Origin of the sequence: Nocardia sp. JW2, assembly GCF_051843015.1 — a bacterium.
Lineage (GTDB): Bacteria > Actinomycetota > Actinomycetes > Mycobacteriales > Mycobacteriaceae > Nocardia > Nocardia coubleae.
In genome coordinates this window covers 48,697-62,570 of the sequence record NZ_JBPXLK010000001.1, presented here as the reverse complement: position 1 = coordinate 62,570, position 13,874 = coordinate 48,697, and the positions used below count along the sequence as shown (strand labels likewise).

14 protein-coding genes are annotated in these 13,874 nt (G+C 68.6%); 5 read left to right on the top strand and 9 right to left on the bottom strand.

Features of this window, described 5'->3' with window-relative positions:
- Window positions 1–10 precede the first annotated feature (10 nt).
- The 4 genes from ACSVDM_RS00245 to pgsA form a co-directional block, all read right to left on the bottom strand.
- Window positions 11–832, bottom strand: a complete 822-nt coding sequence (locus ACSVDM_RS00245) for a PspA/IM30 family protein (protein WP_067636342.1) — start codon at window positions 830–832, stop codon at window positions 11–13.
- A gap of 183 nt (window positions 833–1,015) precedes the next feature.
- Window positions 1,016–1,441 carry a helix-turn-helix domain-containing protein gene (locus ACSVDM_RS00240; protein ID WP_067492978.1) on the bottom strand — a complete coding sequence of 142 codons (426 nt, stop codon included), beginning with the start codon at window positions 1,439–1,441 and terminating at the stop codon, window positions 1,016–1,018.
- Between the two features lie 92 nt (window positions 1,442–1,533).
- On the bottom strand, window positions 1,534–2,043 hold the full coding sequence (locus ACSVDM_RS00235; protein ID WP_439261840.1) for a CinA family protein: 510 nt from the start codon (window positions 2,041–2,043) through the stop codon (window positions 1,534–1,536).
- The gene (gene pgsA / locus ACSVDM_RS00230; RefSeq protein ID WP_439261838.1) at window positions 2,040–2,678 is read right to left on the bottom strand and encodes a CDP-diacylglycerol--glycerol-3-phosphate 3-phosphatidyltransferase; all 639 of its coding nucleotides are present in this window, start codon (window positions 2,676–2,678) and stop codon (window positions 2,040–2,042) included. The genes ACSVDM_RS00235 and pgsA overlap by 4 nt, the downstream gene beginning before the upstream one ends.
- Before the next feature lie 257 nt (window positions 2,679–2,935).
- Between pgsA and ACSVDM_RS00225 the strand changes: the two genes are divergently transcribed.
- Window positions 2,936–3,502, top strand: a complete 567-nt coding sequence (locus ACSVDM_RS00225) for an amino-acid N-acetyltransferase (protein WP_084456481.1) — start codon at window positions 2,936–2,938, stop codon at window positions 3,500–3,502.
- 27 nt (window positions 3,503–3,529) lie between these two features.
- Window positions 3,530–3,814, top strand: coding sequence for a YciI family protein (locus tag ACSVDM_RS00220; protein ID WP_067492717.1), 285 nt, complete (start codon window positions 3,530–3,532; stop codon window positions 3,812–3,814).
- A 54-nt stretch (window positions 3,815–3,868) separates the two neighbouring features.
- On the opposite strand, the gene ACSVDM_RS00215 is transcribed toward ACSVDM_RS00220, so the two are convergent.
- Both ACSVDM_RS00215 and ACSVDM_RS00210 read right to left on the bottom strand, forming a co-directional pair.
- Window positions 3,869–4,846, bottom strand: a complete 978-nt coding sequence (locus ACSVDM_RS00215) for a TerC family protein (RefSeq protein WP_439261835.1) — start codon at window positions 4,844–4,846, stop codon at window positions 3,869–3,871.
- A gap of 415 nt (window positions 4,847–5,261) precedes the next feature.
- A complete protein-coding gene (locus ACSVDM_RS00210) occupies window positions 5,262–7,799 on the bottom strand; it encodes a DNA translocase FtsK (protein ID WP_439261833.1) in 2,538 nt (845 codons plus the stop codon).
- 293 nt (window positions 7,800–8,092) lie between these two features.
- On the opposite strand from ACSVDM_RS00210, the gene ACSVDM_RS00205 reads away from it, so the two are divergent.
- Window positions 8,093–8,476 (top strand): DUF4189 domain-containing protein, encoded by a 384-nt coding sequence (locus ACSVDM_RS00205; protein ID WP_357146661.1) that lies wholly within the window; start codon window positions 8,093–8,095, stop codon window positions 8,474–8,476.
- Window positions 8,477–8,510: 34 nt separating this feature from the next.
- A complete protein-coding gene (locus tag ACSVDM_RS00200; RefSeq protein ID WP_067636350.1) occupies window positions 8,511–9,059 on the top strand; it encodes a hypothetical protein in 549 nt (182 codons plus the stop codon).
- A gap of 57 nt (window positions 9,060–9,116) precedes the next feature.
- Here the strand turns inward: ACSVDM_RS00200 and ACSVDM_RS00195 are convergent, their stop codons facing one another.
- Both ACSVDM_RS00195 and dapA read right to left on the bottom strand, forming a co-directional pair.
- Window positions 9,117–11,192: a ribonuclease J gene (locus ACSVDM_RS00195; RefSeq protein WP_439261831.1), complete on the bottom strand. Its 2,076-nt coding sequence runs from the start codon at window positions 11,190–11,192 to the stop codon at window positions 9,117–9,119.
- Complete coding sequence (gene dapA, locus ACSVDM_RS00190; RefSeq protein ID WP_067636353.1) at window positions 11,189–12,097, bottom strand: 4-hydroxy-tetrahydrodipicolinate synthase; 909 nt, start codon at window positions 12,095–12,097, stop codon at window positions 11,189–11,191. The genes ACSVDM_RS00195 and dapA overlap by 4 nt, the downstream gene beginning before the upstream one ends.
- 114 nt (window positions 12,098–12,211) lie before the next feature.
- On the opposite strand from dapA, the gene ACSVDM_RS00185 reads away from it, so the two are divergent.
- Entirely contained in the window at window positions 12,212–12,649 is a 438-nt protein-coding gene (locus ACSVDM_RS00185) for a hypothetical protein (RefSeq protein WP_439261829.1), read from the top strand.
- Window positions 12,650–12,660: 11 nt separating this feature from the next.
- On the opposite strand, the gene ACSVDM_RS00180 is transcribed toward ACSVDM_RS00185, so the two are convergent.
- On the bottom strand, window positions 12,661–13,860 hold the full coding sequence (locus ACSVDM_RS00180) for a winged helix-turn-helix domain-containing protein (RefSeq protein ID WP_439261827.1): 1,200 nt from the start codon (window positions 13,858–13,860) through the stop codon (window positions 12,661–12,663).
- Window positions 13,861–13,874: the final 14 nt, after the last annotated feature.

Genomic DNA, 13,874 nt, shown 5'->3' with positions numbered 1-13,874 from the left:
GGTGGCGTGACTACTGCTGAGCCGCCTGGCCACCCTTGTTGATCTGCGGCGCCGCGGGCTGCTGCGTGGCCGGGTCGATGGCCGCACTGTTCCCGGTGGGCAGGGCATCGCCGCGCATGGAGGCGCGAATCTGCTCGAGCTTGCTGTGCCCGGCCATCTGGATGCTGGCCTGCTGCACCTCCATCATCCGGCCCTGCACCGAGTTCTGGGCCAGCTCAGCCGAACCGAGGGCGTTGGCGTAGCGGCGTTCGATCTTGTCGCGCACGGCGTCGAGGCTGGGGGTGGAACCGGGCGCGGACAGGGTGGAGTCCATCTGCTGCAGCGAGGCCGAGACCTGCTCCTGCATCTTGGCCTGCTCGAGCTGGCTGAGCAGCTTGGTGCGCTCGGCGACCTTCTGCTGCAGCATCATCGCGTTCTGCTCGACCGCCTTCTTGGCCTGTGCGGCGGCCTGCAGGGACTGGTCGTGCAGCACCTTGAGGTCTTCCACCGACTGCTCGGCGGTGACCAGCTGGGCGGCGAACGCCTCGGCGGCGTTGGTGTACTGGATCGCCTTCTCGGTGTCGCCCGCGGCCTGTGCCTGGTCGGCGAGGGTGACGGCCTGCCGGGCGTTGGCGTTGAGCTTTTCGACCTCGTCGAGCTGGCGGTTCAGCTTCATCTCCAGCTGACGCTGGTTGCCGATCACCGACGCCGCCTGCTGCGACAGCGCCTGATGCTGACGCTGCGCCTCCTCGATCGCCTGCTGGATCTGGACCTTCGGATCCGCATGCTCTTCGATCTTGGAGTCGAAAAGGGCCATCATGTACTTCCAGGCCTTCACGAACGGATTAGCCATCGATTGATCCCGCCTCCATCTGTGCGTCGCTCGTGCGACTGGTGGTGCGCGACCGTCACGCACCAGATATGTGCTTATCCTTCACCATGCGGCACCCGGACCGATATGACCGGCCCACTCGACGCCTGATGAGAATCTATCCGCTCTCACCAGTAGTGCGCAGCGTCACGCGGGTTCGCCGCGTCACATCCCTTTCACCAATACCAGCATCTCGGCCCGCGGGGCCGGGATGACGATGCGGGTGTCCTCGGCGATCCCGATGCGCGCGTCCACGTCGGCCTGCGCGCTGGCGGTGGCCGACGGCTCGGCGGGCACCGGTTCGGCGACGGGTTCGGCCACGGGCTCGGTGAGCGCGGGTTCGCGGGGCGCGGAGCCGTCGGCTCCGGCCATGATGGTGCTCACGTCCCACAGCACCCGCGACAACGGCACATCGAGTGCCTCGCAGATGGCGGCGAGCAGTTCACTGGAGGCTTCCTTGCGGCCGCGCTCCACTTCCGACAGATAGCCGAGGCTCACGCGCGCCGAGGTCGACACCTCGCGCAGCGTCCGATGCTGGGCCAGACGCGCACGCCGCAGACTGTCCCCGATTGCCTCCCGCAGCAGCGTCATCTCGTTCTCCTCCACCTCGGGTCACCGCCTCGGGCGGTGCTCACCTCTTTCTGGCACAACGTCGAGCAGCGGCCGGGGGTTCCCGGACGCGGCTAGTCCGTCGTCACATCGCCGTACCCACCGACACAGCGCAATAACTCCCCGATCGCGTTGTGCACCGCACCGATCCTGATGTTCCACCGGTCACCGTGCAGTTTCAACCGGCTCACCGCGCTGTGATCGGGTCCGGCTACTCCGAGGTATACCGTGCCGACCGGATGCCCGTCCTGGGAATCGGGTCCAGCGACCCCGGTGAGGCCGATCCCCCAGTCCGCCGCGCAGCGTTCGCGCGCGCCCACGGCGAGCTGTTCGGCGGTGGACGCCGCGACCGCGCCCTCGACGCGCAGTACCTCTTCGTCCACCCCCGCCAGCCGGTGCTTGAGGTCGGTGGCGTAGACGACGAGCCCGCCGCGCAGCACCGCACTCGCGCCGGGCACCCCGGCGATCGTCGCGGCGAGCAGCCCCGCGGTGAGCGATTCGGCGGTGGCGACGGTCTGGCCCGCGGCCGTGAGTGCCGCGACCAGCTGGGCGGTCGGCGCACCGGCGACCAGGGGGTCGCTCACCCGCGCGACTCGTTGCGCGCGCGACCACCCGCCACCCACACCCGCACGGCCTGGCCGACGTAGTCGAGGCCGGTGATCACGGTGAGCGCCACGGCCAGGTACATCAGCACCATGCCCGCGGTGGCGAACGCACCGGACAGCGGCAGCACCAGCAGGGCGATGGCCACCGATTGCACGAGTGTCTTGAGTTTGCCGCCGCGCCCGGCCGGGATCACCCCGCGCCGCACCACGACCAGCCGCAGCAGGGTGATGCCGAGTTCGCGGCCGCAGATGACCAGGGTGATCCACCAGGGCAGATCGCCGAGGATCGAGAGCCCGATCAGGGCGGCGCCGATCAGGGCCTTGTCGGCGATGGGGTCGGCGAGCTTGCCGAAATCGGTGACAAGACCGTATTTGCGGGCGAGTTGCCCGTCGAACCGGTCGGTGATGGCGGCGAGGCCGAAGACGGCCGCCGCGATCACGCGCCAGCGGGTGTCGTGCCCACCGTCGGCGAACAGCGCGAGCACGAACAGCGGCACCAGGACGATGCGCGCCACCGTCAGCACATTCGCGATATTGACCACCGGGACCTGATGTTCGGCCATCCCCGGCAGCCGAGCCGCCCCGCGTTCGATCTCCTCGGGTCGCACGCTCATGCTGCGTCTTCTCGGCATGATCGGGCGCCCTCCGTGGTCACGCACGCTTCCGCCGCCAGGCGCTGACCTCTCATGCCCCCGCCCTCTCGGCACTCACCGGCACTGCGCCGAATATCGGGTGTGTCGCGCGATGTTTGCTCACGCGTGCAGTGCCGTATTCCCCGGTCGCCGGGCCCGGCGCGATGCGATGAGCGGAACGACAGGATGTGCGGCACATGTTCAGACTATCGGTAACCGGGCCGACTACTGTGCACCCCATGACTTCACGGGGACCAGCAGGTGGTCCGACCAGCGACGCGCACCCGTCCGCGCCTACCGTGGCGCCAGTTCGAGACGTCACCGTGCGACGAGCGCGAACCTCGGATGTCCCCGAGATCAAACGTCTGGTCGACGAGTACGCCGGCCGGATCCTGCTGGAGAAGAACCTGGTCACCCTGTACGAGTCGGTGCAGGAGTTCTGGGTTGCCGAGGTCGAGGGCCGGGTCGTGGGATGCGGCGCGCTGCACGTGCTGTGGGCCGATCTGGGCGAGGTGCGCACAGTCGCGGTCGATCCGGTGGTCAAGGGTCGCGGGGTGGGCGGCGCGGTGGTGCGTCAGCTGGTCGAGGTGGCACGGGAGCTGCAGTTGCAGCGGGTGTTCGTGCTCACCTTCGAGGTCGACTTCTTCGGCAGGCACGGTTTCGTCGAGATCGACGGCACGCCGGTGACGGCCGAGGTGTACGCGGAGATGTGCCGTTCCTACGACACCGGTGTGGCCGAGTTCCTCGACCTGAGTTTCGTGAAGCCGAACACCCTCGGCAACACCCGCATGCTGCTCACCCTGTAGAAACCCACCGCGAGAAAGTTGATCGACGTGCCGATCTTCGCCGTCCACTACACCTACACCGAGGCCACCGCGGCCGAGCGGACCACCAATCGACCCGAGCACCGGGGCTGGCTCAACGCCCTGGTCGACGCGGGCACCGTGCTCACCAGCGGCCCGTACGCGGACGGTTCGGGCGCCCTGCTGCTGTTCCGGGCCGAGGACAAGTCCTCGCTCGAGCAACTGCTCACCGAGGACCCGTTCGCGAAGCTCGGCCTGATCGAGGACGTGCGCGTGGTCGAGTGGCTGCCCGTGATGGGCGCCTTCTCCGAATAGCCCGTATACGCGAACGGCCCGGAACCCCAGGGGTTCCGGGCCGTTCCTCGTCGGTCAGACAGACGCGCGGCGGGTCTTCAGCAAGCTCGCCACCGTCGCGATCACGAGGATCCCGAGGATCACGCTCAGCGACACCGGCGTGGAGATCTCCGGCACGCTCACGTGCTCGCCGCCGTTGATGAAGCCGAGGGTGTTCTCGTGCAGCGCGTGCAGCACCAGCTTCACACCGATGAACGCCAGGATGGCGGCCAGCCCGTAGGACAGGTACACCAGCCGGTCCAGCAGCCCACCGATGAGGAAGTACAGCTGACGCAGACCCATCAGGGCGAAGGCGTTGGCGGTGAACACCAGGTACGGCTCCTCGGTGAGGCCGTAGATGGCCGGAATCGAGTCGAGGGCGAAGAGCAGGTCGGCGAAACCGATGGCGAGCAGCGCCATCAGCAGCGGGGTGACCACTCGTTTGCCGTCGATCTTGGTGATCAGCTTGTCGCCGTCGTACTGGTCGGTGGTCGGCAGGACCCGTTTGGCCAGCGCGACGATGCGGCTGTCGCGTTGCTCCTCGTGCTCGGCCTCGTGCCCGCTCTCGCGCAGCAGCTTGATCGCGGTGTAGATCAGGAACGCGCCGAACAGGTAGAACACCCAGCTCCACGCGCTGATCGCGGCCGCGCCGACGGCGATGAACACACCGCGCATCACCAGGGCGAGCACGATGCCGATGAGCAGCACCTTCTGCTGGTACATCCGCGGCACCGCGAAGGTGGTCATGATGATGAGGAAGATGAACAGGTTGTCCACCGAGAGCGCCTTCTCGGTGACGAAACCGGCGTAGTACTCCCCGGCGAAGGTGCCGCCCCATTTCCAGGCGACGTACCCGCCGAACAGCAGGGCGAGGCCGATGTAGACGGCCGACCAGATGCCCGATTCCTTGAACGTCGGTTCGTGCGGCGTGCGCACGTGGGCGAAGAAGTCGAAGACGAACAGTCCGAGGATCACCAAGCCGGTGATCACCCATTCGAGCGTGGTCACATCCATGAAGTGGTCCGATCGATGAGGTTCATGCCGTCCATCATGTCCAATATGTCCGTTTCAGCCAACTTTGCGGAGCGATTGCCCGCCATGATTCCACACACAGCCGTGCGAACCCGTCCGCGCCGGTAGCCGAGCCGAAAACCCGTTTCGCCTCGTCACGGCCGCTGCTACCGTCGACACATCGACCACCCACCGGCACCGCGAGAGGAGTCAGCCGTGACCGCCGAGTACGACCATTTCGCCGCGATGTCACGGCTGTCCGAGGATGCCGCGCGACCGCAGCGCGTGTCGCGCGCGGGCATCGGCAGCTGACCCGAGCCCGCCTCCGGCCGCTCCCCGCGATCGGCACCCCGCGCCCCGGTCCCTCCTCGTTCGTCGCCGCTCGCTGACGGCACGGTCAGAGCAAACCAGCAGTGCGCTATTCGCCGTCCCCGGAATCCGCCGGATCACCGCCACGGATCGACCACAGCAGACCATCGAGCTCGTCGGGTTTCACCAGCACGTCGCGTGCCTTGGAGCCCTCGCTCGGACCGACGACACCTCGGGTCTCCATGAGGTCCATCAGCCTGCCCGCCTTGGCGAAACCGACACGCAGTTTGCGCTGCAGCATGGAGGTGGAGCCGAACTGTGAGGTGACGACCAGTTCCACCGCCTGTAGCAACACGTCCATGTCGTCGCCGATATCGGGGTCGACATCCTTGGTCTCGCCCGCCTTGGCGGCGGTGACGCCCTCCTGGTACTCCGGTTCGGCCTGGGTCTTGCTGAACTCGACGACCGCCTGGATCTCCTCGTCGGAGATGAAGGCACCCTGCAGACGGGTCGGCTTACCGGCGCCCATCGGCAGGAACAGGCCGTCGCCCATGCCGATCAGCTTCTCCGCGCCCGGCTGATCGAGGATGACGCGCGAGTCGGTGAGCGAGGAGGTGGCGAAGGCCAGCCGTGAGGGCACGTTGGTCTTGATCAGGCCGGTCACCACGTCGACCGAGGGCCGCTGGGTGGCCAGCACCAGGTGGATGCCCGCCGCACGCGCCTTCTGGGTGATCCGCACGATCGCGTCCTCGACGTCCCGCGGGGCGGTCATCATCAGGTCGGCCAGCTCGTCGACGATCGCGAGGATGTACGGGTAGGGCCGGTAGACCCGTTCGCTGCCGAGCGGAGCGGTGATCTTGCCCGAGCGCACGTTCTTGTTGAAGTCGTCGATGTGGCGGACCTTGTTGGCCTGCATGTCCTGGTAGCGCTGTTCCATCTCCTCCACCAGCCAGGCCAGCGCGGCGGCGGCCTTCTTGGGCTGGGTGATGATGGGCGTGATCAGGTGCGGAATGCCCTCGTAGGGCGTGAGTTCCACCATCTTCGGGTCGATCAGGATCATCCTGACCTCTTCGGGGGTGGCCCGGTGCAGCAACGAGATCAGCATCGAGTTGACGAAGCTGGACTTACCCGAACCGGTGGAACCCGCCACCAGTAGGTGCGGCATCTTGGCCAGGTTCGCCGAGACGAACTCGCCCTCGATGTTCTTGCCGAGGCCGATCACCAGCGGATGGTGGTCGTTGCGGGTGTGCGGCGATTTGAGCACGTCGGCCAGACGGACCAGTTCGCGGTCGGCGTTGGGCACCTCGATACCCACCGCAGACTTGCCCGGGATGGGTGCGAGCAGGCGCACGTTCTCCGTGGCCACGGCGTAGGCGAGGTTGCGGGCCAGGGCGGTGATCTTCTCGACCTTCACGCCGGGGCCGAGCTCCACCTCGTACCGGGTGACGGTCGGCCCGCGCACGAATCCGGTGACCGCGGCGTCGATCTTGAACTGCACCAGGACCTCGGTGATCGCCTCGATCATCGATTCGTTGGCGGCCGAACGCTTCTTGGGCGGGTCGCCGTCGAGCAGCAGGCTCAGCGGCGGCAGCGAGTAGTCGCCGTCGACCACGCGGTCGGTGACGAACTCCGGTTCCGGTGGTGGCGGCGGCGTCTGGTCGACGGGTGCGGGAGCCGGGCGCTTGCGGGCCGGTTTCGGCGCGGGGGCGGGCGGCTCGTCGACGATGGGTTTGGCATCGCGCAGCGGCGGCTCGCCCAGCGACTCGGTGACCGCGTCGGATCCGGCGAAATCGTCGGCCGCCGACGCCGCGCCGCGTCGGGACCGGTTGCGGTGCACCGGGAATCCGTCGGCGTCGTAGTTGGCCGGGTCGTAAGGGTCGCTGTCGTCGGCGTATTCGCCGAGACCGAAGTATTCGCGCAACCGCGACGGCACCTCGCGCACCGTGGTCCCCGTGAGCAACAGCACACCGAATACCATGGCCAGCAACAGGATCGGCATCGCCAGCCACGGGGTGAGGCCCTGGCCGAGCGGGCCGCCGATGGCGTAGCCGAGCGCGCCCGCGGCACGCGAACGTCCGTGCGCGTCGGTGGGTGACCCGGCCGCCAGATGCCAGATGCCGAGCGCGGGCAGGATCACCAGCAGCCCGCCGAGGACCAGCCGTGGCCGGATCTCCGGATGCGGTTCGGTGCGCATCAGCACCACGGCGATCGCCACGAACAGCAGCGGCGCCACCGCGGCCGCCGACCCGGCGATCGCGCGCACGACGTCCTCGAGGAAACGCCCCACCGGGCCGCCGGCCGACAACCACACCGCGGCGGCGATGATCACGCTCAACGCGATCAGCGCCAAGCCGATCCCGTCGCGACGATGCCCGTGTTCGAGTTCGCCCGCACGGCTCAGCGTGCGGGTGGTGGCACCGAGACCGCGCGCCAGCATCGTCCAGCCGCTGGTGACGCCCCGGCCGATGACGGCAAGCGGTGCGGTGTTCGAGGCGCGTTTGACGGGTCTGCGGGCGGGGGTGGTTCGCCCACGCGCGGCCGACGACGCTCGCGGTGTCGTCGAACGAGACCGCGCCGACGGCGTCTGCCCCCTGCTCGATCCCGCCCGCGCACGAGAGGTCGTGGTGCTGCGGGACTTACCTGCCATGACGATCAGGCTAGCCGCTCGCACACCATCGAGACCATCCGCAACACTGGTCCCACCGGTGATGTGACCGCCGATACGCGCCGGACCCGCAGGTCGCGGGCCCGCCGGTCAACGCGCGGAAATCCCGGATCGAGGGCGTTTCGCGGCCCGTCGCTTACCGAATCCTTACCGATTTCCAGCATTTCGGCCGATCTGGGCGGCCAGCGGTGGCGCGGGCAGCACACCGCTCGGTACTTTGACTGCGCTCCATCGGGTCGTCGACCCATGCGTATGAAGGGGAACAAGTGAAGAGAATGCTCACCAGCGCGGCCGTGCTGGGTGCCACCGTCGCGACCATGTTCGCGGGGCACATCGCACCGGCGCAGGCGCAGTCGGGCTACTACGGCGCCATCGCGGCGTCGGTCAATTCGGGGGTGTACGGGTACGCGACCGATTACGGCAGCTACGCCGATGCCGAGGCGGGCGCCATGGCCGCCTGCCGGCGCGGCGGTGGCGGCGGTGGTTGCGACGTGAAGGTCTCCTACCGCAACGGCTGCGGAGCCATCGCGATCTCGCGTGGCTGGTGGAGCTACGGCTCGGCCTCGACCATCGGTGGCGCCAAACGCGAAGCGCTGAACCGCAATCCGGGCAATGCCTCGATCAAGCACTGGAACTGCACCAGCGGTTACCAGCTCTAGCCCGACCGTTTCGACCACCATCATGGGAGTTGTAGTGAACAACCGACCGATCAAGACCGCCGCCGTCCTCGTCGCGCTCGTCGCGTCGCTGGGCCTGAGCGCGTGCGGTTCTTCGGACACCGAGTCGAGCAGCGCGGGCGCCACCACCACCGCGGCCGCCTTCGAGTCCGGTACGGCCAAGCAGGACAAGGAAGAAGGCGGCGACGTTGCCGAGACCACCCCGCCGAACCTGCCCAAGCCGACCGTCGAGGAACTCAACGCGCGGCTCACCAAGGCGATGAGCGGCCAGCTCACCGCCGACGAGAAGAAGACCTACATCGAGGACGCCGATCAGGACCCGATGCTGGTCGACAAGTTCGTCGACGCCGCGAAGAAGAACAATGTGAAGGTCTCCATCACCAACGTGGGTGAGCCCGCCGACGGCAAGCTCAAGGCCGACGCCGATGTCACCATCGACGGCCAGCCCGTGCAGGACGCCTTCATCGACTTCGTCGCCGAGGACGAGTCGTGGAAGGTGTCGCACACCTTCGCCTGCAACATCGTGAAGTCGGCCAAGCTCGACTCCGCGGCCTGCCAGGCCTGAGAAACGACGAAAACCGCCGGGCGACAACGTCACCCGGCGGTTTTCGCATCTCGTGGGTCAGACGCCGATGACCGTCGGCACGATCATCGGGCGGCGACGGTAGGTGTCGGCGACCCAGCGGCCGACCACCCGGCGCACGCCCTGGGCGATGCGGTGGGTGTCGGTGATGCCCTCGCCCGCCAGGCGGAGCAGCTCCGCCTCGACCAGCTCGTTCGCACCGTCGAGGGCGGTGGGGTCGTCGGAGAAACCACGCCCGTTGATCTCGGGGGTGCTCACCGCCTTGCCGGTGGTGGCGTCGATGACGATGGCGATCGAGATGAAGCCACCCTCACCGAGGACCAGGCGGTCCGACAGCGTCGACTCGCCGACGTCACCGACGGAGAGGCCGTCGACGTAGACGTGCCCGACCGGGACCCGGCCGACGATGGAGGCGATGCCGTCGACCAGGTCGACCACGACCCCGTCCTCGGCGAGCACGACCCGCTCCTCCGGCACACCGGTGGCCACCGCGAGCGCGGCGTTGGCGCGCAGGTGACGCCATTCGCCGTGCACCGGCATGGCGTTGGTCGGGCGCACCGCGTTGTACAGGTACAGCAGCTCACCGGCCGAGGCGTGCCCGGAGACGTGCACCTTGGCGCTCTGCTGGGTGATGACGGTGGCGCCGAGCCGGGCCAGGCCGTTGACCACGGCGAACACCGAGTTCTCGTTGCCGGGGATCAGCGAGGACGCGAGCACGATCAGGTCGTCGGCGCGGATGTTGATCTGGCGGTGGTCGCCGCGGGCCATCCGCGCCAGCGCCGAGAGCGGTTCACCCTGGGAACCGGTCGAGATCAGCACCAGGCGGTTGCCGGGCAGGTTCGCCGCCTGATCCATCTCGACCACGACGTTGTCGGGCACCGACAGGTAGCCGAGATCCTGGGCGATCTGCATGTTGCGCACCATCGAGCGGCCGACGAAACACACCTTGCGGTTGTGCTTCTGGGCCACGTCGACCACCTGCTGGATGCGGTGCACGTGGCTGGCGAACGACGCGACGATCACCCGGTTGCGGGCCTTGCCGATCACATTGTCGAGCACTCCGCCGATCTCGCGTTCGGGGGTGACGAAGCCGGGGACCTCGGCGTTGGTCGAGTCGACCAGGAACAGGTCGACGCCCTCGTCGCCCAGGCGCGAGAAACCGGCCAGGTCGGTGAGGCGGCCGTCCAGCGGCAGCTGGTCGAGCTTGATGTCGCCGGTGTGCAGCACCACGCCCGCCGGGGTGCGGATGGCCACGGCCAGCGCGTCGGGGATGGAGTGGTTGACCGCGAAGTACTCGAGCTCGAACGGCCCGTGCACGGTGGTCTCACCCTCGGCGACCTCGCGCAGCCGCGGCTGCAGGCGGTGCTCACGAGCCTTGGCCGCGACCAGGGCGAGGGTGAACTTGGCGCCGATCACCGGGATGTCGGGGCGCATGCGCAGCAGGAACGGCACCGCGCCGATGTGGTCCTCGTGACCGTGCGTGAGCACGATCGCCTCGATGTCGTCCATCCGGTCCTCGATGGGCCGGAAGTCGGGCAGGATCAGGTCGACGCCGGGCTGCTGGTCCTCGGGGAACAGCACACCGCAGTCGACGATCAGCAACTTGCCGTTGTATTCGAAAACGGTCATGTTGCGGCCGATTTCGCCGATGCCGCCGAGCGCGAACACGCGCAGCCCGTTCTTTGGCAGCTTGGGCGGCAGACCCAGTTTGTCCTGAGCCGCCTTCTCGCGCGGCTCGGCCTGCGCGTCACCGCGACCCCGGCCACCCTGCCTGCCCCGGCCACCGCCGCCACCGCGACGGTTCGGCTGCTGGGTTGCGGCCTGCTCGGCGGGCTTGGCCTTGGCGCGACGCGACGCCGCCTTCTTCGCTGGGGCGCGGTCCTGCGCGATCTCGAGCGCCTCGGGTACCGACTCGGCCTCGGCCGTCAGTTCCGCCTCGGCGACGATCTCGGCGACCGGCTCGACCGCGGCGGGTGCGGCAACAGGCTGCTCGGCCACGGGCGGCGCGGCGACCGGCTGGGTCTCGCGCACGGTTTCGGCCGGGGTGGGTTCCGGCGCGCCCGCGGGACGCGACGCGGCCCGACGGCGGGGCTTACGACCAGTGGGTTCGGTCACGCGGTCACCCCCGCGGCTTGCAGATCCAGCGCCAGCTCGTCGAGCTGAGCCGGCGTCGGCATCAGTTGGGGCAACCGTGGTTCACCCACGTCGATCCCGAGCAATTGAAGTCCTCCCTTACACATCGCCACACCTCCCAGGCGGGTCATGGCCGCGTACAGCGGCAGCAGTGTCGCGTTGAGCTCCCTGGCCCGAGCCACCTCACCGGCCGTGTAGGCCTGGTGGATCTCGCGCAGGCGTTCGGGCACCAGATGCCCGATCACACTGATGAATCCGACAGCACCCACCGAGAGCCAGGGCAGATTGAGCCCGTCGTCACCGGAGTAGAACGCCAGTCCGGTGCTCGAGATGAGATCGGCACCGGAGACGAGGTCGCCCTTGGCGTCCTTCACGGCGACGATGTTCGGATGCTCGGACAGATATCGGATCGTGTCGATGGCGATCGGCACCACCGACCGCGGTGGAATGTCGTAGAGCGTCACCGGCAGCGACGTGGCGTCGGCGACCGCGGTGAAGTGCGCGATCAGCCCCTCCTGTGTCGGCCGGGAGTAATAGGGGGTCACCACGAGCAGGCCGTGCGCGCCCGCGTTCTCGGCGGCGCGCGAGAGCTCGATGGAGTGCGCGGTGTCGTAGGTTCCGGCACCGGCCACGATGGTGGCCCGGTCGCCGACGGCGTCGACGACGGCACGCAGCAGGTCGACCTTCTCCGATTCGGTGGTGGTCGGCGACTCGCCGGTGGTGCCCGAGACGACGAGCAGATCGACGCCGCGATCGACCAGGCGAGCGGCGAGTGCCACCCCGGCGTCCACGTCGAGCTTGCCCGCAGCGCTGAAGGGGGTCACCATCGCGACACCTACCGTGCCGGATGCGTGCAGCTCCGTGGGCGTCGATTCACCGTTCGTCATGGTCAGAAAGGCTACCCGGTCGGCTCGAGAGCCTCGACACCCTAGCGGCCGAAGTCGCGGCCGGTAGGGGTCGCCTTCCTTGCGTGATGTCATATGTGACGTCATGCTGATGTCATGGATCTGAACGCTCACACCGCGCGGCTGCGCGAGGAACTGCTCGCCGCCGCGGCTCTCGGCGACGAGAAAACGCAGGCCACCGCCGCCGCACTGGCCGCAGCGGTGGAGAGCTCGCACCGGCTGGTGCTGCTGTCAGCGCTGTCGGAACTGGCCGCCGAGATCAGTACCGTGCTCGGTGACCGCACCGTGCACGTGCGTCTCGACGGCACCGACGTCGTGGCCGACGTGCGCAAGAACACGTCCGGCGACGACGCCGAACCCCCGACCTTCGAGGAGATGACCGGTGACATCAGCCGTGTCACCCTGCGTCTGGTCGAACAGCTCAAGTCCCGCGCCGAGGAAGCCGCCCAGCAGAACGGACAGTCACTGAACTCGTGGCTCTCGGGTGCGGTCACCGGCGCGTTGCGCGATCAGATGCGCGGGCAGAAGTGGTGACACGCACCCGGTCATAACAGCGGGGCCAGGTCGCCGCGTTCGCCGATCACCACCTCGTCGAGTTCGAGCCAGTCCGCCATCTCCCGCAGCGCGCCGCGCAGGGCGTGCGCGGTCTCCGCGGTGGCGTGGCCGGGCTCGGCGAACGCGGCGGGCGCGAGCAGCCGCCCGGTCGCGCGTTCGGCGCGCAGGTCTACCCGGCCGACGAGCTTGCCGTCGAGCAGGAACGGGAAGACGTAATACCCGTGCACCCGTTGGGGTTCGGGTGTGTAGATCTCGATGCGGTAGTGGAAGTCGAAGATCCGCTGCGTGCGCGGGCGGAAGAAGATGAGCGGGTCGAACGGGCACAGCAGAGCCGCACCGGTGATCCGGCGCGGGATACTCGCCTCCGGGTGCAGGTAGGCCGGTGCGTCCCAGCCGTCGACATCGACGGGCACGAGTTCGCCGGCGTCGACGAGTTCGGCGATGGCCGGGGCGCTCTGGCGGCGGTGCAGCCGGTAGTAGTCGCGCAGGTCGGGCTCGGTGGCGATGCCGAGCGCCCGGCTCGCGCGGCGCACCAGTTCCCGCACCGCATCGGCTTCGGCGATCTCGCGCTCACGGATGTCGGCGGGGACGACGCGCTCGGTGAGGTCGTAGTGGCGGGTGAACCCGACCCGGCGCGCGGTGGACAACTCGCCCGCGGCGAACAGCTGCTCGCAGATCAGTTTGGTGTCGCTGAGGTTCCACCAGGTGCCCTTGGGGCGCGGCTTGTCGAGTTCGAGGTGTCGTTCGATCTCACGGGCGCTGGCCGCACCGACCTCGGTGACCACGTCGAGGATGTCCTTGCCGAGCGTCGGGTTGCGTTCGGCTGCCTTGCGCATGCCCGCCCACCGGCCGTGTTCGTATTCGGCCATGCGCCACCGCATCAGCGGCCAGTCGGCGACCGGGATGAGCGCGGCCTCGTGTGCCCAGTACTCGACGAGCCCGCGCCTGGCACGTGGGCTGTCGCTCCAGGCGGCGCCGTCGAGCAGGGTGCGATCGTAGGGGCCGATCCGGCTGAACACCGGCGCGTAGTGGGCGCGCACCACCGCCGAGACCGAATCCAGTTGCAGCAGGCGGGTTCTGGCCACCACATCGAGAATCGCCCGCCGTTTGGGGTTGGCCGGGCGGCGTTTGCCGAAACCCTGGGCGGCCAGCGCGATCCGCCGGGCCGCCGCCGCATTCATCCGCTGCATGCCACCACCCTGGC

What these genes read in the sequence shown, in the direction of transcription:
- ACSVDM_RS00180 (WP_439261827.1), bottom strand. Translation starts at nt 13,860, where the DNA reads ATGCAGCGGATGAATGCGGCGGCGGCCCGGCGGATCGCGCTGGCCGCC.
- ACSVDM_RS00185 (WP_439261829.1), top strand. Translation starts at nt 12,212, where the DNA reads ATGGATCTGAACGCTCACACCGCGCGGCTGCGCGAGGAACTGCTCGCC.
- ACSVDM_RS00205 (WP_357146661.1), top strand. Translation starts at nt 8,093, where the DNA reads ATGCTCACCAGCGCGGCCGTGCTGGGTGCCACCGTCGCGACCATGTTC.
- ACSVDM_RS00225 (WP_084456481.1), top strand. Translation starts at nt 2,936, where the DNA reads ATGACTTCACGGGGACCAGCAGGTGGTCCGACCAGCGACGCGCACCCG.
- dapA (WP_067636353.1), bottom strand. Translation starts at nt 12,097, where the DNA reads ATGACGAACGGTGAATCGACGCCCACGGAGCTGCACGCATCCGGCACG.
- ACSVDM_RS00240 (WP_067492978.1), bottom strand. Translation starts at nt 1,441, where the DNA reads ATGACGCTGCTGCGGGAGGCAATCGGGGACAGTCTGCGGCGTGCGCGT.
- pgsA (WP_439261838.1), bottom strand. Translation starts at nt 2,678, where the DNA reads ATGAGCGTGCGACCCGAGGAGATCGAACGCGGGGCGGCTCGGCTGCCG.
- ACSVDM_RS00245 (WP_067636342.1), bottom strand. Translation starts at nt 832, where the DNA reads ATGGCTAATCCGTTCGTGAAGGCCTGGAAGTACATGATGGCCCTTTTC.
- ACSVDM_RS00215 (WP_439261835.1), bottom strand. Translation starts at nt 4,846, where the DNA reads ATGGATGTGACCACGCTCGAATGGGTGATCACCGGCTTGGTGATCCTC.
- ACSVDM_RS00210 (WP_439261833.1), bottom strand. Translation starts at nt 7,799, where the DNA reads ATGGCAGGTAAGTCCCGCAGCACCACGACCTCTCGTGCGCGGGCGGGA.